General features: G+C 68.5%; 12 protein-coding genes. 3 read left to right on the top strand and 9 right to left on the bottom strand.

Annotated features, from left to right (window positions below; genetic code table 11):
• Nucleotides 1-65: 65 nt before the first annotated feature.
• The gene (locus tag FBY20_RS25435; RefSeq protein WP_142055321.1) at nt 66-1,022 is read left to right on the top strand and encodes a 2-hydroxyacid dehydrogenase; all 957 of its coding nucleotides are present in this window, start codon (nt 66-68) and stop codon (nt 1,020-1,022) included.
• A gap of 78 nt (nt 1,023-1,100) precedes the next feature.
• Here FBY20_RS25435 and FBY20_RS25430 read toward each other — a convergent pair whose 3' ends face one another.
• Nucleotides 1,101-1,937, bottom strand: coding sequence for a universal stress protein (locus FBY20_RS25430; RefSeq protein WP_142055319.1), 837 nt, complete (start codon nt 1,935-1,937; stop codon nt 1,101-1,103).
• A 115-nt stretch (nt 1,938-2,052) separates the two neighbouring features.
• The gene (locus tag FBY20_RS25425; protein WP_142055317.1) at nt 2,053-4,176 is read right to left on the bottom strand and encodes an FUSC family protein; all 2,124 of its coding nucleotides are present in this window, start codon (nt 4,174-4,176) and stop codon (nt 2,053-2,055) included.
• 257 nt (nt 4,177-4,433) lie between these two features.
• Here FBY20_RS25425 and FBY20_RS25420 point away from each other — a divergent pair, with 257 nt between their 5' ends.
• Nucleotides 4,434-5,345, top strand: a complete 912-nt coding sequence (locus FBY20_RS25420; RefSeq protein WP_142055315.1) for an EAL domain-containing protein — start codon at nt 4,434-4,436, stop codon at nt 5,343-5,345.
• A gap of 177 nt (nt 5,346-5,522) precedes the next feature.
• Entirely contained in the window at nt 5,523-5,702 is a 180-nt protein-coding gene (locus FBY20_RS25415; protein ID WP_056317712.1) for a hypothetical protein, read from the top strand.
• A 123-nt stretch (nt 5,703-5,825) separates the two neighbouring features.
• Here FBY20_RS25415 and treY read toward each other — a convergent pair whose 3' ends face one another.
• Genes treY through FBY20_RS25380 form a run of 7 tightly spaced genes read right to left on the bottom strand, consistent with a single transcriptional unit; the run spans nt 5,826 to nt 23,233 of the window.
• Nucleotides 5,826-8,453 carry a malto-oligosyltrehalose synthase gene (gene treY / locus FBY20_RS25410; protein WP_142055313.1) on the bottom strand — a complete coding sequence of 876 codons (2,628 nt, stop codon included), beginning with the start codon at nt 8,451-8,453 and terminating at the stop codon, nt 5,826-5,828.
• Nucleotides 8,450-10,570: a 4-alpha-glucanotransferase gene (gene malQ, locus FBY20_RS25405; protein ID WP_142055311.1), complete on the bottom strand. Its 2,121-nt coding sequence runs from the start codon at nt 10,568-10,570 to the stop codon at nt 8,450-8,452. The genes treY and malQ overlap by 4 nt, the downstream gene beginning before the upstream one ends.
• Nucleotides 10,567-12,354, bottom strand: coding sequence for a malto-oligosyltrehalose trehalohydrolase (gene treZ / locus FBY20_RS25400; protein ID WP_056317721.1), 1,788 nt, complete (start codon nt 12,352-12,354; stop codon nt 10,567-10,569). The genes malQ and treZ overlap by 4 nt, the downstream gene beginning before the upstream one ends.
• The gene (gene glgX, locus FBY20_RS25395) at nt 12,351-14,462 is read right to left on the bottom strand and encodes a glycogen debranching protein GlgX (protein ID WP_056317724.1); all 2,112 of its coding nucleotides are present in this window, start codon (nt 14,460-14,462) and stop codon (nt 12,351-12,353) included. Before glgX ends, treZ begins: the two co-directional genes overlap by 4 nt.
• A 4-nt stretch (nt 14,463-14,466) precedes the next feature.
• The gene (gene glgB / locus FBY20_RS25390; RefSeq protein WP_142055309.1) at nt 14,467-16,665 is read right to left on the bottom strand and encodes a 1,4-alpha-glucan branching protein GlgB; all 2,199 of its coding nucleotides are present in this window, start codon (nt 16,663-16,665) and stop codon (nt 14,467-14,469) included.
• Complete coding sequence (gene treS, locus FBY20_RS25385; protein ID WP_370458356.1) at nt 16,662-20,039, bottom strand: maltose alpha-D-glucosyltransferase; 3,378 nt, start codon at nt 20,037-20,039, stop codon at nt 16,662-16,664. Before treS ends, glgB begins: the two co-directional genes overlap by 4 nt.
• Nucleotides 20,036-23,233: an alpha-1,4-glucan--maltose-1-phosphate maltosyltransferase gene (locus FBY20_RS25380; protein WP_142055307.1), complete on the bottom strand. Its 3,198-nt coding sequence runs from the start codon at nt 23,231-23,233 to the stop codon at nt 20,036-20,038. The genes treS and FBY20_RS25380 overlap by 4 nt, the downstream gene beginning before the upstream one ends.
• Nucleotides 23,234-23,245: the final 12 nt, after the last annotated feature.

Here is a 23,245-nt window from a genome sequence, read left to right as displayed (position 1 = left end):
CGCGAGCCGCGTCGGGCGTAAGATCTGCGGGTTTCAGCAGCAACCCACCTAGATCCCGCAGCCCCATGAGCATCCCCTTACTCATCCTGATCGACAGCGTTCAGGACTATCTTCCCGTCATCGAATCCCAGGGCTTTCGCCCGATTCTCGCCACCACCGATCAGACCCGCGCGCAGGCCATCCAGGCGCATGGCGGGCACATCCGCGCCGTCCTGACGCGTGGCGCCACTGGCCTGCGGGCCGACGAAATGGCCGCGCTGCCGAACCTGAGCATCGTTTGTTCGCTGGGCGTCGGCTATGAAAACATCGATCTCTTGGCGGCGCATACGCGCGGCATTGTCGTGACGAACGGTCCGGGCGCCAATGCGGTTTCTGTCGCCGATCACGCAATGGCGCTGCTGCTGGGCGCGGCGCGCCGGCTGCCGCAGGCGGACGCCTGGGTCCGGCAGGGTCACTGGAGCGGCTTCATGGGGCCGCAGGTCAGCGGCAAGCGTCTGGGCATTTTGGGCCTGGGCACGATCGGCCTGGAAATCGCCCGCCGGGGCGCGAATGGGTTCGGCATGAGCGTCGGGTATTACAACCGCCGCGCCCGGCCGGAGTCGGGCTACACCTATTTCGACAACCCCCGCGCGCTGGCAGCGGAATCGGACTTTCTGGTGGTGGCCACGCCGGGCGGCGCCGGCACGCATCATCTGGTTGACGCCAGTGTGCTGGAGGCGCTGGGTCCGGATGGGTATCTGATCAATATCGCGCGGGGCAGCGTGGTCGATACCGACGCGCTGATCGCGGCGCTGGCCGAGCGGCGCATCGCGGGCGCGGGCCTGGACGTGGTGGACGGCGAGCCGTTCATACCCGATGCGCTCAAGCAACTGGACAACGTGGTGCTGACGCCGCACAGCGCGGGCCGCTCGCCCGAAGCCGTGGCCGCCACGGTGGCGCTGTTTCTGGAAAACGCCACGGCGCATTTTGCGGGCAAGCCGGTGTTGACGCCGGTTCGCGACGCGCAGCCCGAGGCGGCCTGATACTGCTCCGCTCCGGAATGCACCGAAGCCGCGCCCGGTGAGGGGCGCGGCTTCGTGTGGACGGGCAGGGGATGCGCGTTAGTGCGAGAACATGATGGGCACGGTCATGCTTTTGAGGATGGAAGCGGTGGCGCCGCCCATGGCCCATTCCCGGAACTTGCTGTGGCCGTACGCGCCCATGACGATCAGGTCCGCGCTGTAATCCGCGGCGGCATTCAGGATGGTGCTGCCCACGCCGACGCCCTTGATGTCGCGGCGCACGTGATCGGGCGCGGGGATGCCATGCGCGACGCAATAGGTGGCCAGGTCTTCGAAGGGGATGGATTCGACGTTGCGCGTGGCGGCCCCTTCGTCCATGGTCAGCACGACCACATGCGAGGCGCCCTGTAGCAGCGGTGCCGCATCGGCCAGCGCGCGGGCAGCTTCGCGGCTGCCGTCCCAGCACAAGAGGACGCGATCGCCGACCACCGGAAAATCACCGCTGGACGGCAGCACCATGACGGGGCGGCCGGCGGTCAGCAAGGTTTGTTCAACGAATTCGTTTTCGTGCGCGGCTTCGACGTCGTCGCGGTTTTGCTGGCTGACGATGATGAGGTCGCTGGTCCGGCCGTGCAGGGCAACGGTGGCGCTGGGCGAGGATTCGCCGGCCCGGACGACGGCCGGCACGTCGGCGGCCGCTGCCGCTTCCAGAAAGGCGTTCTGTACCGCACCCCGATTCTGTGCCTGCAGGTTCTTCATGATGTTCAGCGTGCGCGACATCATGACGGATTCGCCGTAGTAGTACTGCGGCGGCGCGGAGCTGGCGTAGACCCCTACCAGTTCGGCCTTGTGGCGCTTGGCCAGTCCCAGCGCCAGCGCGGTGCGGCGGGCGCAGTCAAACCCGTGGTCCAGGTGGACGGTAATGCGGCGGTACATGGTGGGCCTCCTTGGTTAAAAGCGTGCCACCGTATGGTTGCCGTTTCGCCCGCAGGCTCCATTGATGTGCGTCAAACCTGTCTGAGTTTGGCCTCGCCGGCGCAATGAGAGGCCGTTATTGCGCCGTTTCGTCGCGCTGCACGCGTTCGCGCAGTTGCCGGATCTGGCGCGCCTGCTGGGCGATGCGGTCCAGCGGGGCGGCGAGCGCCGGTTCGGCGTCGGCGATGACCGGCGGGACGCCGATGCGGCGTGCGTCTCCGGGCGGGGTGGGGCCTTCGGGGTGCAGCACGTGCGCAAGCACGGCGCCGTAGTCGCGCAGCGCGGCGGCCGCCGCTGACGCCGGGGGCAGCGCTGGCTGGATTTCCAGCACCGTGCCCGCCGCCGTGATGCGGCGCATGGCGTTGAGCAGGTTCACGGCGGTGTCCACGTTGCGCTCGCGATGCACCGGATTCTGCTGAAGCCGCTGTAGGGAAGCCTCGGCATTGTCGGCCGACAGGCAGGCAAGCCTACGCAGGCCGACGATGTCCTGCGAAGACGCGTCGCCGCTCTTTTCCTGCGTCAGGGCCAGCGCGTAGTCCGCGTGCCGCTGCAGCGCGCGCGCCAGGGCGCCGGCAAGCTGCCGCGGTTCCTTCTCGGGCCAGACCAGAAAGCCCACCAGCAGCGCCAGGATGCCGCCCAGCACGCTGTTGAACGCGCGTAGCGCGGCCAGCATGGGCTCGTAGATCTCGGGCTGCTGGATGTGGCTGACCAGCACGAACTGCGAGGTGAGGAAAAAGGTGAACAGCGCGTAATGGATGGTGCGCGCGGCAAACGTGCCCAGCGCGATCGGCAGCACCGCCAGCGCCACCGACAGCGGCGTGCTGAGCAGCAGTCCCAGCAACGAGGCGCCGATGGCGCCCGCCACGCTGCCGATCACGCGCTCGACGGTGCGTTGCCAGGTCGTCGCGAAATACGGCTGCAGGATGAAGACCAGCGTCAGCGACATCCAGTAGCCGTGGTTGACGGCAAAGGTCTTGGACAGGGCGACGGCAATGGTGGCGCCCACGCCGACGCGAAACGCATGGCGGAAGGCATCGGATTCGAACCGCAGGTTCTGGCGCAACGTTTGCCAGGCCTGGCGCGCGCCGCTTGCGTCGCGGGCGCGTTGGGCGGGCGCGGCGGGCGCGGCGCCCTGGTCGAAAAGGGTGTGGGAGACCGCCTGAGCGGTGTGCAGCAGGCGGTCCAGCACCGGCACCACGGTGGCCAGGTCGGGCGCGTAGGCCATGGCGCCGCCGCGCAGATCGCGCAGCCCGGCGTTGTAGTGGGCCAGGCGCTCGCGCAGGCAATCGGCCTGCTTGGCATCGCTGACATCGGAGGTGCTGGCGATGGCGTTGCAGACGCTGGCGTAGCGGTGCAGGGCGTGCGACAGGTGGGCGCCAGCGCTGCGGCCCAGCCAGCGCGGCGCGTTCGATTCCAGCAGGTCGGCGGCCGCGACCAGTGCGATGAAACTGTCCTCGGCGCTGTCCAGCAGGTACATCAATTGATGCGCGCGGGCCCGGCGCGACGGCCGGGCATCGAGCACTTCGCGGATGCGGACGCGGGCGGCTTCCAGCGCGGCGCGCTGGGCGCTGCGCTGGGGCTTGACGACGGCGGTCCAGGCTTGTTGCCCCGCGGCGGGCGCCAGGCCCGAATACATGCGAGCCAGCGCGTCGGAAAAATCGGCCAGCCCCCGGTAGCAGTGCGCGACCGCATGGGTCGCGTCCTTCCAGGGACGGCGGCGCCAGACGAGCGCCGTCATCAGGATGGCCCAGACCGCGCCCGCCAGGAAGAAGAGCGTGTACCAGAGGCTTTCCATCAGCGTCGGCGCGGGCAGCTCGGCGGCAACGACGAAGCCGGCCGACAGCAGGGTGCCCACGATGGCGGCGGCCGGTCCCAGCACGCGGAGCAGCCCGCCGAACGTGCAGCAGACAAACGTAAGAGGCAACAGCAGCCAGAGGTGCGCCGCGCTGGCGCTGGCCAGCAGGCAGAACAGGGCGCCGATCAAGCCCAGCGCCAGCATCGATCCGGCGCGCTTGCGCAAGGGGCCGCCGGGGTCGCCGAAGCAGGCCCAGAACGCCGCGATGGCGGTCCAGCCCAACCGGGGTTCGTGCACCAGCACGGCAAGGATGACGGGGGCCGCGCTGATGGCGGCGGCTTGCAGGGCGTCGAGCCACAGCACATTGCGCAGGGAGGCGCGCCAACGGGTAAGCAGACTAGTCACGCGGAGAGGGAAATACAGCGGAAATGGAACGTGGGCCGGGCCCGAAGACGGCAACCCTACCATGTCGACAAGACACCGTCAGGCGCGTGTTGCAGGGGGGCCCGCAAGCCGCGTGAAACATGAATTTCCGCACCTTAACACCTCTGGTTACATGTGTGTGACTTTATGGCGGAGTGAGCGCAGAATGCCCGAATATCGTGTCCCGATCTGCGCCCGGACAGCGCAGGCATCACGTCGGAGCGCATCTGGAGCAAGCCATGATCAACACTGAGCCTTGCCAAAATTCCGTGGTCAGCGATGCGGAAATTACCGCCATGATCACCAGCCGGGACGGGCTGCGCGTGCTCCTGCAGCCGCAAGTGGACCTGCTGACGGGCCGGATCGTATCGGCCGAAGCATTGGTCCGATGGCAGCATCCGCAACTGGGCATCGTGATGCCGTCGGACTTCATCCCGGCCGTGAACAGGCTAGGGCTGGACTGCACGCTGTTCGAGCGCGTCTGCGTGCGGGTTATCGATGCGCTCCAGACACTGCGCCGTTTGGGGTTGGCGGTGCCGCTGGCGATCAATGCGCCGGCCACCACGCTTTCCGAGGCGCGCTGCATCGATTTCCTGCTGGATCGCGTGCGGTCCGCTGAATTGCCCCCGTCGCTGGTGCGCGTGGAATTGACCGAAGACCAACCCATCCATGATCTGGACGTGCTGCGCGCGTCGCTGCTCCGGCTGGAAGAGGCGGGTTGCGAAGTCAGCCTGGACGATTTCGGTACCGGCCATGCGTCGCTCAAGCTGCTGTCGGCGCTTCCGCTGTCGGAGGTGAAGATCGACCAGTATTTCGTGACGCGGATGCGCCGCAGCGCCGTGGCTTTTGAAGTGCTGCGCACCGCCGCGGAGCTGGCTACCCGGCTGGGCTGGCGCGTGGTTGCCGAAGGGGTGGAAAACGTCGCTGACATTCCCGCGCTGCGTGCGGCGGGATGCCGGTACGGGCAGGGCTTTTCGCTGGGCCGGCCCATGCCGCTGGACGAACTGATCTTGCGTCTGCGCACGCAACGCGACGGCGGCGAGCCGCTGGCCGCGCCCGCCGCTTATGCGTCGTCGTGGCTGGATGCCTTCGACGGGCCCAGCCAGGAAACTGAGCCCACGCGCCCTGTCATCTTGCGGACGGTGGCATAGTTGCCGCCTGCCGTGGCCCTGCGCGAGCGTAGTTTTTACCGACCGGCGCGGGAATTGCCCAGCCCGGGCCCCGTCCCCTGAAAATGCCTGCCCTGGACCTGCCCGCCGCGCCTGCGTTGGGCACGCCGGTTGCTCTGGTATCTGGGCGGAATATCTCCGCTTACTAGGAGACTTGTAATGGCCAACCAGAACCAACCCGACCAGCAGAAGCAACCGCAAAAGCAACAGTCCCAGGAAAATCCGCGGGACCGCAACCAGTCGCCGGGTCAACAGCCTGGGCAATCGGGTCAGCAAATGGAGAAAGACCGGAATCAACAAGGTCAGACTTCAGGCCAGCAGAACAGGACCCAGCGCTAAACGCGTTGGCTACGCCAGCCGCGTCACCAGCGCGTGGTTGTCTGCGTAGTGCCTGACGGCCCCGGCCGCGCCTCCTCCGTGGCGTATCCGGGGCCGAATTGCGTTTCAAAGGCCGTTCCGCGCTCACGCAGACAGGCACAACGCCGCCGGGCCGTCGCGCAACACTTCCGATACCGGCAGCAGGCCATCGGCGCCCGCGCGCACCCGGCGCCCGGTTAGCGCGTCGTGCCAGGACAGAATGGGGCTTGCCGCCGGCAACCGCAGCGCCGTATCGCCCCAGAACGCTCGCGCCTCGCCCGGCTGGCCGTTTACATAGCCATTCAACCGCAACGCGCAGGTGCGCGCCCCGACGATAAGGGCCGTCTGACCCTCATGTTGACGCACGTAGGCCAGCACATGGTCCGCCTCGCTGCCTTCGGCTTGCAGGGCGTGCAAGGCGCCTGCCGCAAACGGCGCGGGGGTACGCTGGCGGGCAAGGAGCAGGCGGTGAATCAGGGCCTGCTTGACCGCGCCCATGCGCCAAGCCGATTCCGACAGGTCCATTGCCACGTCGCGCGACCCTTCGGCCAGCAGCCGGGCGCGCAGGCCGTAGTCGACCGGCCTGCGATTGTCCGGGTCGACGAGGCTGAAATCCCAGAGTTCCGTACCCTGATAGAGGTCCGGCACGCCCGGCAACGTGCAGCGCAGCAGCGTCTGGGTAAAGCTATTCACCATGCCGGCGGGTGCGATTTCCAGCGAAAAGGCCGCAATGCTGGCCAGCACGGCGCGGCCGTCGGCGTCGTGGCCCAGCCAGGTCAGGCACGCCTTTGCGGCCGCTTCGTACGCCGGGTCCTGGTCGGTCCAGCTGGTGTGCAGCTTGGCTTCGCGCAGCGCCTTTTCCTGCCATTGGGCGACACGGTCCAGCCAGGGTTGCAGGCGGTCGGCCGGCCAATCGGACGGATCGGCGCGCCAGTCGCAGGGCCAGGCGCCGACCAGGGTCTGGATGAGCATGTAGCGGTCCGCACGCGTCATGCCGGCAGGCATGGCGTCGATCCAGCCACGCGCCGCTTCCAGCCAGCGCTGCGGCATTTCCGTCAGGACGGCCAGACGGGCCCGCGTGTCTTCGCCGCGCTTGTGATCATGCGTGGCGGTGGCCAGCATGGCGCGGGGATGCGTGCGGGCTCGGGCGGCACAGGCCTGAAAGAACTCGTCGCCGGACAGGCAGAAGCGCGCGGGCGACGCGCCGACCTCGTTGCGAGACAGCAGCGGCCCGTAACGGTAGAAAAGGGTGTCCTCCAGCGCCTTCGCGGCCAGGGGCGGCGTCAGTTGCTGAAAGCGTCGTAGTGCAGTGGCGTGCTCCGGCTGGCCATTGAACCATTCGGCGATCTGCGCCAGCAGCGTGGCGTCCGCCGAACCCTCGCGAGCCGCCAGCGCCAACGCGGCGCCCTGAACTGCGGTGTTGCGCCGATGCGCGTCCGCGGGGTTGCTGCCCTCGTCCTCGGCGTAAGTGCGGTAGACGGGAAAGGCCGCCAGCAGGGCGCTCAGCGCGCGGTCGATCGCTGTTGCGGTCCAGTCGCGCGTGCGCACGTCCTGGCTGGCGATCTGTTCAAGGCAGCCGACCAGCGCCTGCCGTTCGGCGGGGAAGTGCCGCACCAGCATGCGCACGCGCGCCGCGCGCAGCTGCTCGGCAGCGTCGCGGTGGTCGCCGGTCAATTCTTGCCAGAATGTGCGCAGCGGCGCCTCGCCCTGCGGGTCATGCAGCACGGCGCTCACCTGGTCCATGAAGTCGTAGCCCGTGGTGCCGTCGGTCTCCCAGCGAGGATCCAGGGCCTCGTCATGCGCCAGGATCTTCTCCACGACCAGATACGGCTGGTCCTGGCGCAGCGCAGCGGGCCGGCTGGCGTTGGCTTGCGCCAGACGCGCTGACAGCCGCCGCAAGTAGCCGCCGGGCGACGCCAGCCCGTCGATGTGGTCGATGCGCAGGCCGTCCAGCACGCCTTGGGCGTACAGGCGCAGGACAAGCGCATGGACGGCGTCAAAGACCGCCTCGTCCTCGACACGCACGCCGACCAGTTCGCTGATTTCGAAGAAGCGCCGCCAGTTGATCTGGTCGGGCGCGGTGCGCCACCACGCAAGGCGGTAGTGCTGGCGTTCCAGGAGTTCATGCAGACGCTGGCGGCCGGGCGCCTCGGCGGGGTCGTGTTCGCGCAGCCACGCTTCGCGTGCGGCGCCGCGCGGCACGGACGACGGGGTCAGCGGATAGCGCTGGCCATGCACGTCCAGCTCGGGGGCGGCGGCATCCGGGTCCCATTGCGGCGTGATGGCGCCGCGTTCCAGGGACGCGCCGTACGGGTCGCCCAGCACGGGCAGCAGGACCTTGTTGCGCAGCGCCGGCGCGGGACGATTCCAGTCGATATCGAAGTAGGCCGACCACGCGCTCGCCGCGCCGTTGGCCAGCACATCGCGCCACCACGCGTTGGTGGGATGGGCCGCCATGTGGTTGGGCACGATATCCGCGATGAGGCCCAGGCCGCGTGCCCGCGCGGCGCTGGCCAGCCGGAGCAGGGCGGGTTCGCCGCCCAGTTCCGGGCTGACCACGGCGTGGTCGATGACATCGTAGCCGTGCGTGGAGCCCGCTCGCGCGCGGGTGATGGGCGACAGATACAGATGGCTGACCCCCAGGTCCGCGTAGTAATCCACCTGGGCGCACGCGTCGTCGAGCGTGAAGCCTGCGTGCAGTTGCAGCCGGGCGGTGGCTTGCGGTGTGCTCAAGATTGTCTCCTTCCGGCGCGCGCGGCATCCAGGCGGGCCTGCGTGTCGGGATCGGCAAAGGTCGCGCGGATGCTCAGCGGCAACCGTTGGCACCAATTGGGGTGGGTGTCGATGGTGCCGGGCAGGTTCGGCTGGTCCAGCACGCCGGCAACGTCTTCCATCGGAATCAACATCAGCGGGCACGGGCTGGAGGACACGAACTGCAGAAGCGCGGGCACCGGCGCCTCGGCGGGCGGCGTTGCCAGGCTTGGATCCAGCGCCCGCAAAAGCAGCTCGCGGTCCAGCGCCCGTCCGGCGCGAAGACTTTCCTCGCTGTCGTCGGCGCCCAGCAGACCCAGTTTGACGCGCCAGTCGATGTCGCGCTCGTCCCACCAGCCGCGCAGGGTGGGCAAGTCATGCGTCGTCGTCATGGCGACCGCGTTGCGCGGCCATTCGGCGGGCGTCGTGAAGCCGGCCGGGGCGTCGGGACCCGGTTGGGCGTCCGGCGCCTGACGCATGAACCAGAGCACGTTCATGCCGAGCACGCCGTTGTCCTTGAGCCGGTCGTCAAAGCCCTCGGGCACGGTGCCCAGGTTTTCGCCGATGGCGCAGGCGCGATGACGCCAGGCCTCCAACGAGATCAACGCAAGCATGTCGTCCAGCGGGTAGCGCAGGTAGGCGCCATCGGCGGGCGACGCGCCCTCCGGTACAAGCCACAGACGCGCCATTCCAAGGATGTGGTCGATGCGCACGCCGCCGGTATGCGCCAGCACGGCGCGCAGCATGTCGATGAAGGCGGCGTAGCCCTGGGTGTGCAGTGCGCGCGGCGACAAGGCGGTCAGGCCCCAGTACTGGCCGAGGGGGTTGTAGATGTCGGGCGGCGCGCCCACGGACATGCCGCGCATGAGGTCGGCCTGGCGGCTCCAGGCGTGGCTGCCGTCCGGACTGGCGCCCACGGCCAGATCGGCGAGCAGGCCGAGCCGCATGCCGGCCTCGCGGCCCGCGGCGTGCGCCGCAGCCAGACTCTCTGCCGCCAGCCACTGCGCGAATTGGTGAAAGTCCACGTCCGGCGCATGGTCCTCGGCAAAGCGTTTAACCTGCGACGAGGCGGGATCGCGCAGGGCGGCAGGCCAGCGCTGCCACGCGGGGATCGTCCCGCCGGGCGCGCGTTGCGCCGCATGCAGCGCTTCAAAGATCGCGTGGTCGCGCAGGGCCTGGCCGCGCTCGGCGCAAAACTGCGCATAGCGCGCCCGCTCACTGACGCCGCCGTGGGTGGCGAATTCGGCATGCAGCGACCGCAGCCCTTGCAAGCGGATCGCCGCAGCGGCCGGCCAGTCGATGCGCGCCAATTCGTCCAGCGCGGTCAACGCCGCGGGGGCGACGCCGGCCAGCGCGCGCTGCAGCGCATCCTGGCCCAGCACGGGGGCGGGATCGGCGAACAGCACGTTCAGGAACAGGCGGTTGGACGGCGAATACGGGCTGGACCGCTCGGGTTGCGCGGCGTACATCGCGTGAACCGGGCTGATGGCAAGCATGTCCGCGCCTTGCTCGCCAGCGGCCACCGCCAGTTCGCGCAGCGCCCCAAAATCGCCGAAACCGTGCGTGCGCGGCATGTCGGCGCGCGCGTCCTGGCGCAGGCTGTAGACCTGTGCGGCCAGACCCCAACAGCGCGGGCTGGCCGCGCCGGTCAGATCGGCCAGGCTCGGCGCCTCGCGCGGCGCCACTGCCAGCGTGGCCTGCGCTGACGTCAACAGCAGACGGTGGTAGCCAGGCTCGTCAGGTGCGACCAGGAACGGGATACCGTCCGCGCCCGCCTGAATATGGCCGTTCAGGATGTGGCCGGATTCGCACAGGATGCGATAGGGGCCGCGCGCAGTCTTGGGTAGCGGCGTGCGGGCGTTGCACCGCGTCACCAGCATGGGCGGCAGCGCGTCCGCCGCCTGTTCCGCCAAGCGCTGGCGGCTGTCGGCGATGTCCCGGGACGTCTCTGCCGGCAGGTCCATCGCAGCCAGCAGCGCGCGCAAGGTTTCCGGCGCGACGCGCTGCGGGCGCTGGCGCGCATCGGTCCAATGCTCCGCGATGCCGGCCTCGGCGGCCAGCGCGGACAGGCCATCCGGCTCGGCACTGGTGCGCTTCATGCCGCGTCCTCCAGCAGCCAGACGGTGCTGTCCGGGCACAGTTCGCCTTGCGCGAGCCGGTCCCGACCGCCCGCGGGCGATTCGAACAGCAGGGTCGCGAACACGTCCGGACCGGGCATGAGCGAATCGGGCACGGTCTGAGGATTGGGGCCCAGGTTCGCGTAGACCGTCAGGCGGGCGCCATCGGCCAATTCCCAGCGCGCAAACACGCTACGGTCGCCCACCGCCGCGGCGCCCAGGCTGACCGCGCCCGCCAGCCGCGGCGCGATCATGCGCGCGCGCAATTGCAAGAGCGCCGTGTAGTCGCGCATCCACTGGGCGGCATCTGGCTCGTCCTGCCAGGGATAGCTGGCGTGGTAGGTGGACTCGTCGTTCGGATCGGGCAACTGCGCGGCGGGAGTATCGCCGGCGAACTCGGGAAAGGCCGAAAATTCGCGTTGCCGGCCGTCGCGCACCGCCTGCGCCAGTTCGGGATCGGTGTGGCTCGTGAAATACAGGAACGGCGCGCGCGATCCGCGTTCCTCGCCCATGAAGATCAACGGGATCTGCGGCGCCAGCAATTGCAGCGCGACGGCCGCACGCAGACGCTGGGGGTTGTCCACCAGCTCGGTCAGGCGTTCGCCGCGCGCGCGGTTGCCGGTCTGGTCATGGTTCTGCAGGAACAGCACGAAGGCGGTGGGCGGCAGGTCGGCGCTGCGCTCGCCACGCGGCTGGTTGCCCCGATAGGCGGAGGGTTGGCCTTGATACACCCAGCCTTCAGCCAGGCAGCGCGCCAGCGCCTGCGCGGGCGCTTCGGCGTAGTCGGAATAGTAACCGCGCGATTCGCCGGTCAGCAGATGGTGCAGCACATGGTGCGCATCGTCGTTCCATTGCGCCTCGAAATCGCCGCGCAGCAGACTGGCGCGGTTGTCGTCGTTTTCGACGACGAGATGCACGTGGCGCTCGGCCGAGACGTTGTCGCGCACGAAGCCGGCCAGCTCGTGCAGCCACTCGTGTCCGGCGATGGCATGGACAGCGTCCAGGCGCAGGCCGTCAAAGCGGTATTCGGTCAGCCAGTACAGCGCGTTTTCCTTGAAGAAGGCGCTGACGGCCTCCTGCCGGAAGTCGATGGCGGCCCCCCACGGCGTGTCGATATCGGTGCGAAAGAAGGGCGCGGCATAGGCCGACAGGTAATTGCCGTCCGGGCCGAAGTGGTTGTAGACCACGTCCAGCATCACGCCCATGCCCAATCCATGCGCGGTGTCGATCAGGTTCTTCAGATCGTCGGGCGAACCGTACGCGGTGTCGGGCGCATAGGCCAGCACGCCGTCATAGCCCCAGTTCCGCTCTCCCGGAAAATCGGCGATGGGCATGAGCTCCAGCATGGTGATGCCCATGTCGGCCAATTCGGGCAACCGCGCGATCAGGCCCGCGTAGCCGCCGGCCAGTCCCGCGTGGACTTCGTAGATGACGGTGTCTTCCCACGGGCGGCCGGTCCATTGCGGGTGGCGCCAGCGGTACGCGCCGGGCGCCACGACAATGCTGTCGCCATGCACGTCGCCGTCCTGCAGACGCGAGGCGGGATCGGGCATGACGGTGCCGTCGTCCAGCCGATAGTGGTAGCGGGCGCCCGCCGGGCAGTCCACATCGGCTTGCGCAAAGCCGTCCGGGCCGGGCCGCATCGGAATCGGGGGATGGCCCTCGACCTCCAGCAAGAGACCGGGCGGGGCGCTCGGCGCCCACAGCCGAAAGCGGGTGACGCCGCTTTCCAGCGGCAAGGCGCCGAATGAGTACGGATGCGTCATGTCGCGTCTCCAGATTCCGCCCGCTGTCCCATCAAGACAAGGCTATGGGGCGCCACCGTCACCGTTGGCTCGTCCCATGGCGCGGGCTCGGCTGGCTTGTCCGAGTCTAGTTCCAACGACCAGGCGAATCCGGCTTCTGGCAGCGTGAAGGTCACGGCTTCGTGCGTGGGGTTCATCAGCAACAGCGTCACGTCGGCGCCGCCCTCGGGGCGCAGCGCGGCACGGCGCAAGCCCATGACGCGCTCCTGTTCGGCGTCCCACGCCGGGCCCTCAAGCGGCGCGCCCGATGCGTCGAACCAGGAAATGGCCGGGACGCCCGGCAGGACCTCCTGGCCCGCATCGCCATAGCGGGCGCTGCGCACGCTGGGATGCGCGCGGCGCAGGGCCGTCAGGCGTCCCACATAGCGGCTGAGCGCCCGGCCGGCATCGCTTTGCGCCTGCGTCCAGTCCAGCCAGGAAATGGCGTTGTCCTGGCAGTAGGCGTTGTTGTTGCCTTCCTGGCTGTTGCCGAATTCATCTCCCGCCAGCAGCATCGGCGTGCCGTCGGACAGCATGGCCGATCCCAGCAGCGCACGTTGGACGCGGCCGCGCGTCTCCAGGATCTGCGGATCGTCGGTGGGCCCTTCGGCGCCCCAGTTGTGGCTGAAGTTCTCGGAGTGGCCGTCATTGCCGTCCTCGCCATTGGCCTCATTGTGGCGGCCGTCGTAGCTGACGATGTCGGCCAGCGTGAAGCCGTCGTGCGAGGCCACGTAGTTGACGCTGGACCAGGGGCGGCGATGGCGGCGGTCGAAGATGTCGCGCGACCCGCACAGCCGCGCCGCCATCTCGCCGCGCATGCCTTCATCCCCGCGCCAGAAGCGGCGCGTGGTGTCGCGGAACTTGTCGTTCCATTCCGCGAACCCGGGCGGGTGGTTGCCCAGCTGGTAGCCGTCCGGGCCGATGTCCCACGGTTCGGAGATGAGCTTGAGCCTGGACAGCACCGGATCCTGCAGGATCACGTCGAAGAATCCCGAGCCGGGGTCGTAGCCGTTGCCCTCGCGGCCCAGCGTCACGCCCAGGTCGAAGCGAAAGCCGTCCACCCCGTAAGAGGTGGCCCAGTACCGCAGCGAGTCGGTCACCATCTGCAGCACCCGCGGATGCGACATGTTGACCGTGTTGCCGCAGCCCGTGTCGTTGATGTAGTAGCGCTCTTGCCCCGGCATGAGGCGGTAGTAGCTGGCGTTGTCCAGGCCGCGCCAGGAGAGCGTCGGGCCCATTTCGTTGCCTTCGCAGGTGTGGTTGTAGACCACGTCCAGGATCACCTCGATGCCCGCCGCGTGCAGACGGCGGATCGCCAGCCGCAGTTCGTTGGGGTGCTGCATCAGGTACGCCGGTTCCGGCGCGAAGTAGGACAGGGTGCTGTAGCCCCAGTAGTTGCGCAGCCCGCGCTCGGTCAGGAAGTGGTCCTGCAGGAAGGCATACACCGGCAAGAGTTCCACCGCCGTCACGCCCAGACGCTGCAGATGCTCGATGAAATGCGGATCGGCCAGGGCCGCGCAGGTGCCCCGCAGCGGCTGGCGCAGGTCCTCGCGCTGCATCGACACGCCGCGCAAGTGAACTTCGTAGATCGTCGTGTCGTTCCAGGGCGTGTCCGGGGCCTTGCTGTTGCCCCAGTTGAACGGCACCTCATCGGCCACGATGGCCTTGGGCATGGCGGGGGCGCTGTCGCGGCGGTCGAAGCTCAGGTCCTGCCGCGAGTGATTCATGCGGTAGCCAAAGAGCGCATTGCTCCAGTGCAGCGGGCCGCTCAGCTGGCGCGCATAAGGGTCCAGCAGAAGCTTGTTCGGGTTGAAGCGGTGGCCATTCTGCGGATCGTACGGGCCGTGGGCGCGGTAGCCGTACAGCAGGCCGGGCTGGGCATCCGGCAGATAGCCGTGCCAGATTTCGTCCGTGCACTCCGGCAGGTCGAAGCGGCGCAATTCCTTGCGCCCCTTCGGATCGAAGATGCACAGCTCGATACGGGTGGCGTGCGCGGAAAACACCGCGAAGTTCACGCCCAGGCCATCGCTGGTGGCGCCCAGCGGTTGGGGCTGGCCGCCGGTGATTCGGGTCAGTTGGGACGGATCCATGGATTCAGCCTTCGTGCATCAGGAAGAGAGTCGAGAGGGGCGGCAGGGTGAGCGACAGGGCCTGCGGCTGCCCGTGGGCAGCCATGTCGCCGGTGTTGGCCCCGCCCTGGTTGCCCTGGCCGGACCCGCCGTACTGGGACGCATCGGTGTTCAGCAGTTCAGCCCAGCGGCCGGCCCGAGGAACCCCGATGCGGTAATCGTGCCGGGTGACCGGCGTGAAATTCGACACGGCCAGCACGTGCTGCTGGCCGTCGGTGCGGATGAAGGCGACGACGCTGTTGTCCTGGTCGTCCATGATCGTCCATGCGAACCCCGAGGGGTCCGCGTCTCGCGCGTGGAGCGCCGGGAGGTCGCGATACAGGCGGTTCAGGTCGGCTACCAGGCGCTGCATGCCCAGATGGCCCGCGTCGTCCAGCAGGTTCCAGTCCAGCGTGGCGTCGTGGTTCCATTCGGTGGGCTGGGCCAGCTCGCCGCCCATGAACAGCAGCTTCTTGCCGGGATGCGCCCACATGAAGCCGAAATACGCGCGCAGATTGGCCAGCCGCGCCTGCTTGTCGCCCGGCATCTTGCCCAGCAGCGACCCCTTGCCGTGCACCACCTCGTCGTGCGACAGCGGCAGGATGAAGCGCTCGCTGTACGCGTACACCATGCCGAACGTGATGTCGTGGTGGTGGTAGCGGCGATGGATCGGATCCTGCGCCAGATAGCGCAGGGTGTCGTGCATCCAGCCCATGTTCCATTTGTAGTGGAATCCTAGACCGCCTTCGGACACGGGCGCGGTCACGCCCGGCCACGCGGTGGACTCTTCGGCAACCATGATGGCGTCCGGCACCTCGTGGCGCACGGTGTCGTTCAGCTCTTGCAGAAACTGGACCGCCTCCAGATTCTCGCGGCCGCCATAGCGGTTGGGAATCCATTCACCGGGCCGGCGGCTGTAGTCGCGGTAGAGCATCGACGCCACCGCATCCACACGCAACCCGTCGATGTGAAAGCGCCGCAGCCAGTGCATGGCGCTGGCGATCATGAACGCCTTCACCTCGTTGCGTCCCAGGTTGTAGACCATGGTGTGCCAGTCGGGGTGATAGCCCTCGCGCGGATCTTCGTATTCGTACAGCGAGGTCCCATCGAAGGTGGCCAGGCCATGCGCGTCATCGGGAAAGTGCGCGGGCACCCAATCCAGGATGACGCCGATGCCGGCGGCGTGGCAGCGGTCGACGAATCGGGCGAAGGCCTCGGGCGGCCCGTAGCGCGCGGTGGGCGCGAACATGCCCAGCGGCTGGTAGCCCCACGAGCCGCCGAACGGATGCTCCATGATGGGCATCAGTTCCAGATGCGTGAAGCCCATGGCGCGGGCATAGCCTGGCAGCTTGTCCGCCATCTGATCCCAGGCGCAGGGGCCCGCTTCGACACTGGCCCACGATCCGGCGTGGACCTCGTAGATCGACACGGGCGCGCCGGGAGACTGGCGCGCCCCGCGCGACCGCATCCAGTCGTCGTCGGACCAGGCGTAGGGCGCGGGGTCGTCCACGATCGAGGCCGTGGCGGGCGCCATCTCGCTGCGGCGCGCCATCGGATCGGCCTTCAAGAATTGATTGCCGTTGCGGTCGGTGATGGCGAACTTGTAGCGGTCGCCGGGGCGTACGCCGGGAATGAAGATTTCCCACACCCCGGCAGCGTGGCGCAGACGCATGCCGTGGCGGCGCGCATCCCAGCCATTGAAATCGCCCGCCACCGCAACCCGCCGGGCGTTGGGCGCCCAGACTGCGCAGCGCAGGCCGCTGACGCCGTCCACCTCGACCAGGTGCGCACCCAGCGCCTCGCCGGCCTCGCGCCACGCGCCTTGGGCCAGGCGTTGCAGCGTCGCGTCATCCAGCAGGGCGCCGAAGGCATAGGGATCGGCGGTGACCTGTTCGGCCGCGGGCCAGCGGATCGCCAGGCGGTAGGACGCCCCGTCGCCGGCCTGCGCGTGCGTCACGCGGCCGACGTACAGGCCCTGCGCCTGTTCCTCCAGGGGCGTGCGATCGCCATCCTGATCGAGGACTGCCACGGCAGAAGCCCCAGGAACGAAGACGCGCACCCAGCCGTCGTGCGGCCCCAGCACCCCGAAAGGGTTATCGTGCAACCCATGGGCCAGCGCGGTCAGCTCCTGCGCGTCGATGTGGCCGTTGGTGGCAGCGGCGGGAGAGGCAAAGCCTGCGGTCATGACGTTTTTCCTTCGGCATCGATGGCGGCCGACAGCAGGACGCCGCGCGCCAGTTCGGTCAGGGCGCACAGGGGAATCGAAATCCAGTCGGGCCGGTGGGCCGCTTCGTAGCTGACCTCGTAGGCGGCTTTCTCCAGTTGCGCCAGGATCAGCAGCGTATCCTCGCGATCCTCCGTGGCGGCAAGGTCGCCGCCGCGCACGCCGGTGTACCCCTGCAGAAACGCGTCCGAGGCACGCTGGCGGAAACGCGCCAGCAGGGCGTCGCGCTGTTCGGCCGGCGCGACGGGCGGCGCGGGCACGTCGTCCGCTCCCGCATTGGCGTCCAGATGCGCGCCGCCGATCAGGTCCGTCCGCGCAATCGACGCGGCCGCATAGTCAAACGAGCGCAACATGCCGGCCACGTCCTTGTACGGAGAAGCGAGCGATCGCCGCACTTCCAGGCTGCTGATCGGCTCACCTTCGAAATCGATCAGGTAGGCGTCGGTCTGCGCGACCAGCACCTGGCCCAGGTGGAAGTCGCCGTGTATGCGCAGCCACGGCGCGCCCACCTCGGCCTGCGCCATCTCGGTGACGCGCTTGGCCAGGCGCTCGTGATGCTCGAAGAACCACTCCGCGCAGGCATGCGACGGCTCTTCAAGCTTGTCCAGCGTCGCGCGCAGGTTCTTTTCGGCGCGGTCCAGCAGCGCGAGCACCTGCTCGGCCCGCTTGTCCGCATCCGTCTGGCTGGCGGCTCGCGACTGGAAGTCCGCATCATCGGTAGGCGCGGCCAGCAGCGTGTGCATCTGGCCCAGCCGTTCGCCGATGGTGCCGGCCATGACGGCGTAGCCTTCCAGGGTTTCCTCGAACTCCTCGGGCGAGCTGCCAACCAGCAGGGCGTTGGCCAGCGTGCGCTTCAGGTAGTCCAGGGTCCAGCTCCAGGCATCGCCCTCATTGGAGACGTAGCCGTGCGCGACCGCCAGCGTGTGCACGACGCCCTCGGCGTCGACGCGCTGCACCTCGCCCAGCAGCGGCGGAATGTTCCCGTAGCCGGCCCGCGTCAGGTAGCGGGTCATCTCGGCTTCGGGCGACAGGCCCGGCTGCACGCTGCGAATCAGCTTCAGGATGACGGCATTGCCGACGATGACCGAGCTGTTGGACTGTTCGCCCGACAGCCAGTGCATGTCGAGGTCGCCGTTGAAATCCATGCCGGCCAGCCCCGCCTCGGGCAGAAAGCGGATCACGCCCGGCTTGTCACCCGGCTTGCCGCCGCTGCGTCCGTCAAGTTCCGCGCTCGCCTGCATCGCGCGGAGCGTGCTGCGCACGAAGCCCGGCTGCAGGAAGGCGTCGGCCAGAACGCCCACTTCGGCGCCGCGGCGCACGCGGGCAATGGCGTACTGGATGACGGCGGTCTCGTCCCAGACCAGGACAAAGGGCGCTTGCGCGCGCATGCCCGTCGTGCCGTCCTCCGGCTCGATCTCGGCCCAATAGAATTCCCCGTCGGCCGAGGCGAACGGCGTGGCGTAGGCCAGACGTGCGCGGGCCGGCGCCTCCGACCCCGGATACCAGCGCTGGCGCGCCAGGTACTGCGGCAGGATCTCGCGCTCCAGCGTGGCGCGGGACGCGTCGGTCAGCGCCGCGCCGCCCCGGTTCTTGAGCACCAGGGTAATCAGTTCGGGCATCTGGGCGGGCGCCGTCGCGTGCCATCCGGGCGGCGCGGCGTCCTGGCTCAGGTCCATCCAGTAAAAGCCGTAGGGCGGCAGCGTCAGCAGATACGGCAGTTCGCCGATCGCGGGGAAGGGCGTGCCGCCCAGCATTTCCACGGGGACCCGGCCCGAGAACTCCTGCATGTGCAGCTCGACCGGTTGGGCCGCGTTCGACAGGTTCGCCACGCACAGGATCGTGGTGTCTTCCCATTGACGCAGGTAGGCCAGGATCTTGCGGTTGCCGGCATAGATGAAGCGCAACGTGCCGCGGCCGAAGGCGTGGCTCTGCCCACGCTGGGCCAGGAGCCGCCGCGTCCAGTTCAGCAGCGAATGCGGGTCGCGCTGCTGCGCCTCGACGTTGACGGCCTCGTAGCCGTACAGCGGGCCCATCAGGACGGGCAACGGCAGCCGCTCGGGATCGGCGCGCGAAAAGCCGCCATTGCGGTCGGGCGACCATTGCATCGGCGTGCGCACCCCGTCACGGTCGCCCAGGTGGACGTTGTCGCCCATGCCCAGTTCGTCGCCGTAGTAGAGCACCGGCGTGCCGGGCATCGACAGCAGCAGGCTGTTCATCAGCTCGACACGGCGCCGGTCGCGTTCGAGCAGCGGCGCCAGCCGGCGGCGGATGCCCAGGTTGATGCGGGCGCGCGGCTCGGCCGCGTAGACGTTCCACAGGTAGTCGCGCTCGCGGCTCGTCACCATCTCCAGCGTCAGCTCGTCGTGATTGCGCAGGAAGATGGCCCACTGGCAAGTGGGCGGAATATCGGGCGTCTGGCGGATGATGTCGGTGATCGGAAAGCGGTCTTCCTGCGCGATGGCCATGTACATTCGCGGCATCAGCGGGAAGTGAAAGGACATGTGGCATTCGTCGCCCGCGCCGAAATACTCCTGCGCGTCCTCGGGCCATTGGTTGGCTTCGGCCAGCAGCAGGCGGCCGGGGTACTCGGCCTCGATCACTGCCCGGATCTGCTTGAGCACGTCATGCGTCTCGGGCAGGTTCTCGTTGTTGGTGCCTTCGCGCTCCACCAGGTAGGGCACCGCGTCCAGGCGCAGCCCGTCCACGCCCATGTCCAGCCAATAGCGCATGACGGACAGCACTTCCTTGAGCACTTGCGGATTGTCGTAGTTCAGGTCGGGCTGGTGCGAATAGAAGCGGTGCCAGAAGTAGGCGTTGGCCACTGGATCCCAGGTCCAGTTCGACTTTTCGGTATCGCAGAAGATGATGCGCGTACCGGCGTACGCCTTGTCGTTGTCGGACCAGACATAGAAGTTGCGCGCCGCCGATCCGGGCTTGGCCGCACGGGCGCGCTGGAACCACGGGTGCTGGTCCGACGTGTGGTTGACCACCAGTTCGGTGATGATGCGCAGGCCCCGGGCATGCGCGGCCCGGATCAGCTTGCGCACGTCGGCGATGGTGCCGTAGTCCGAGTGCACGCCGCGGTAGTCCGCGATGTCGTAGCCGTCGTCGCGGCGGGGCGACGGATAGAAGGGCAGCAGCCAGATGGTGTTCACGCCCAGGCTGGCGATGTAGTCCAGCTTGGAAATCAGGCCGGGCAGGTCGCCAACGCCGTCGCCGTTCGAGTCGAAGAACGACTTGACGTGAAGCTGGTAAATGACGGCGTCCTTGTACCAGAGGGGATCATCCTGAATGGGTTGGGCTTTACTCATCATGGCGTTGGGCGCGGGCTTCATCCATGCAGCGAAAGCCGCCACACGCGATAGGGTTGGTCGGGGGTCAGCGTCAGGCTGCGGTGCTTCTGATGCCAGGTCTCGCGGGTTTCGGTCAGCAGGTCTTCGGCGGACAGCTGACCGGCGTCCGATTCGCCGAACAGCCAGAATGGCGCCTCGACGCGCGTCTCCTGCGCCTGGAACGGATCCAGGCTGATGACGGCCAGCACCACGTTGCCGTGGCCGGGCGTGGATTTGTAGAAGGCCAGCACCCGGTTGTTGCTGCTGGCGGCCAGCGTCAGGCCGCGATGCGTCTGCAATGCCGGGTTGGCGCGCCGGATCTGGTTCAGCCGTGTGATCTCGGCCCGGATGTTGCCCGGGGCGTGCCAGTCGCGCTGGCGCAATTCGTACTTCTCGGAGTCCAGGTACTCTTCCTTGCCCGGCAGCGGCGCGCCTTCGCAGAGTTCAAACCCGCTGTACACGCCCCACAGTCCCGAGCCCAACGCGGCCAGCGCCGAGCGGATCAGAAAGCCCGGGCGTCCAGAGGTCTGCAGGAAGAACGGGTTGATGTCCGGGGTGTTCACAAAGAAGTGCGGACGGAAGAAGTCGGCCGCCGGCGGCGACGAAATCTCTTGCAGGTAGGCTTCCAGCTCGGCCCGCTCGTTGCGCCACGTGAAGTACGTGTACGACTGCGTGAAGCCGATCTTGGCCAGCCGGTACATCATCTTGGGGCGCGTGAAGGCCTCGGACAGGAAGATCACGTCCGGATGCTGCGCGTGGACTTCGCAGATCAGCCACTGCCAGAACGGCAGGGGCTTGGTGTGGGGATTGTCGACCCGAAAGATGCGCACGCCGTGGTTCACCCAGAACAGCACCACATCGCGCAGCGCGCGCCACAATCCCAGCTTGCGGCCGCGGCGGTTCTGGCCGCCGTAGAAGGACACGTTGACGATGTCCTCGTACTTTTTCGGCGGATTCTCGGCGTAGCGCATCGACCCGTCCGGCCTCCATGAGAACCAGTCCGGATGCTGCGTCAGCCACGGATGATCCGGCGAACACTGGATGGCAAAGTCCAGCGCAATCTCCATGCCATGCTGAGCGGCAGCATCCACCAGGTTCAGGAAGTCGGACAGGGTGCCCAGCGCGGGCTCGATGGCGTCGTGGCCGCCGCTCTGCGCCCCGATGGCGTAGGGACTGCCCACGTCGCCGGGCTCGGCGCGCAGGCTGTTGTTGCGGCCTTTGCGGTTGCGCTGGCCGATCGGGTGGATGGGCGGCATGTACAACACGTCAAAGCCCATCTCGCGGATGTCCGGCAGCCGCGCGACCACGTCGTCGAAGGTGCCGTGGCGGCCGGGTTCGGCCGCCTGCGACCGCGGGAAAAGCTCGTACCAGCTGGAATGGACGGCCTGGCTGCGGTCCACCCAGACCGGGTAGGCCGTGGCGGTGACCGCTTCGAACGGGTGGTCGTCAAGCGCGTGCATGGCATGCGCCAACGCCGGGTCCAGCAGCACGTCGACCTGCGCTTGCGTCGGCGGGACGGGATGGGCCAGGTCGGCGTCCGCGAAGGCCGCCAGCGCACGGCGCACGGGCTCGGCGTCCGCGCCGGCGGGCGAGCCGGCGTCGGCGCGCGCCAGGGCGTCGCGCAGCAGTGCGAGGCCTTCGTGGATCTCCAGGCTGATATCGCGGCCCGCCTGGTGCTTGACCTCGATGTCATGGGTAAACGTATGCCAGGCGTCGAACCAGGCGGCCACCACGAATTCATGGGCCCCGATGCGGCGAGGGCGGAATGCGCCTTCCCAGCGGTCGTTCAGGCCGCGCGTCATCGGGACGGTGTGCCAGCGCGCCTCGTCCTTGGCCCGCCAGCGCACCTCGGCGGCGAGTTGGTCGTGCCCGTCCATGAAGATGTCGGCCTGCACGGCGATGCGCGCGTGCGGGATGGTCTTGACCGGATAGAGGCCGCCATCGACGGCAGGGCTGATGTTCTCCAGCGCGACGCGCTGGTTGGCCAGGTCGTCGGCGCGCGTCCGATGATGACGCACGGCGTCGCGGACCGGCTGGGTGGGTTGGAACATCAGCAGCGCGCAGTCGCCCGCGGACAGGGAATCGGCCTGCCTCTGCAAACCGGCCGGTGGAGTAAAGGGGACGAGATCGGCCGGCGGCAACATCGGCGCCAGGGCATCCCAATCCACGCCCGCGTGCTGCGTGGGCGACGGATTGATGGCAAGCGCCAGTGTCGCGCCGTCGCCCGCATCGCGCAGCATCACGGTGCAGTTGCCGTCCCGGCCGCCCAGCAGGCACAACGGGCCCTTGAGCCGGGAGCCGTCGAACCAGGCGTTCACGGCTTGCACGTCCGGCAGGCGGTGTTCGTCCTCGTCCGTCAGCATGAGTCCATCGCCCGACACCGCCGCGCTCCAGAGCGCGCTTTGGCCGTACTCAGACGGCGACTGTGCGCCGGATTGCGGCGGCGCCGCAATGACTTCGCCAATGGCTCGCAGGCGCGCGTCCTCTTCCGCCAGCCACGACGACTTGAAGTCCCACCAGGGCAGGGAAGAAAACGCGGCGTCGAACGCCGCGTCCCGCAGGCCCGCCAGGTCTGCGGGCGACAGGCCGGGTGTCCAGGCCAACAGGCGCACATCCGGATTCTGCGCGCGCAACGCGGCCCCCAGTTCCCGCCACGCCTCTGCCGGCAGCCGGTGAGGCGCCTGGAACACGAGGCCCTTGACCCCGCTGCGGGTCCAGTCGAGCAGACGCGCCGTCCACGCCGGCAGAAAGCCGGGCGGCAGGGGGCCTTCAGGCAGGTGCATCACCCCGCGCTCCTGCGGCGTCAGTCGCGGATCGCGCGCGGGTTCTTCATGCAGTGACCGGTACCACCCGGGTTCGGCGGTGGTCGCCACGGCATGGCGCGCACTGCGGTCCAGGATCACGTCGACGAACAGCGACAACCCGTGGGCCGTCAACTGCGCCGCGACCTCGGTGTACCACTGAGTAATTGGCGTGTCCTTGCCGTCCACGCGCGCTGTGTCCGCATCGCGCGCGGCATTCGAGCCCGGTTCTGGCCCGGTCAGCCACGGCGCCGGCACCAGCACGGCATTGAACCCGCGTTGCGCGAGGCGCTCGCACAGGGCCTGACGGTCGGATGAACCCTCCGGCAGGCCAGAGCGGGCGTGATAAAGACGTAGCGGGGCGCGGGACGGCGCGAGGGCGGTGGAACGGGGCACCGGGCTGGCTCC

Source organism: Achromobacter sp. SLBN-14, from assembly GCF_006715415.1.
Taxonomy (GTDB): Bacteria; Pseudomonadota; Gammaproteobacteria; order Burkholderiales; family Burkholderiaceae_B; genus Achromobacter; species Achromobacter mucicolens.
The sequence above is the reverse complement of the archived record's forward strand: the minus strand, read 5'-3'. Positions and strand labels throughout refer to the sequence as shown.

Bases quoted from the DNA above. Each gene is read 5' to 3' on its own strand.
- FBY20_RS25435 (WP_142055321.1), top strand. From the start codon at position 66: ATGAGCATCCCCTTACTCATCCTGATCGACAGCGTTCAGGACTATCTT.
- FBY20_RS25430 (WP_142055319.1), bottom strand. From the start codon at position 1,937: ATGTACCGCCGCATTACCGTCCACCTGGACCACGGGTTTGACTGCGCC.
- FBY20_RS25420 (WP_142055315.1), top strand. From the start codon at position 4,434: ATGATCAACACTGAGCCTTGCCAAAATTCCGTGGTCAGCGATGCGGAA.
- FBY20_RS25415 (WP_056317712.1), top strand. From the start codon at position 5,523: ATGGCCAACCAGAACCAACCCGACCAGCAGAAGCAACCGCAAAAGCAA.
- malQ (WP_142055311.1), bottom strand. From the start codon at position 10,570: ATGAAGCGCACCAGTGCCGAGCCGGATGGCCTGTCCGCGCTGGCCGCC.
- treZ (WP_056317721.1), bottom strand. From the start codon at position 12,354: ATGACGCATCCGTACTCATTCGGCGCCTTGCCGCTGGAAAGCGGCGTC.
- glgX (WP_056317724.1), bottom strand. From the start codon at position 14,462: ATGGATCCGTCCCAACTGACCCGAATCACCGGCGGCCAGCCCCAACCG.
- glgB (WP_142055309.1), bottom strand. From the start codon at position 16,665: ATGACCGCAGGCTTTGCCTCTCCCGCCGCTGCCACCAACGGCCACATC.
- treS (WP_370458356.1), bottom strand. From the start codon at position 20,039: ATGAAGCCCGCGCCCAACGCCATGATGAGTAAAGCCCAACCCATTCAG.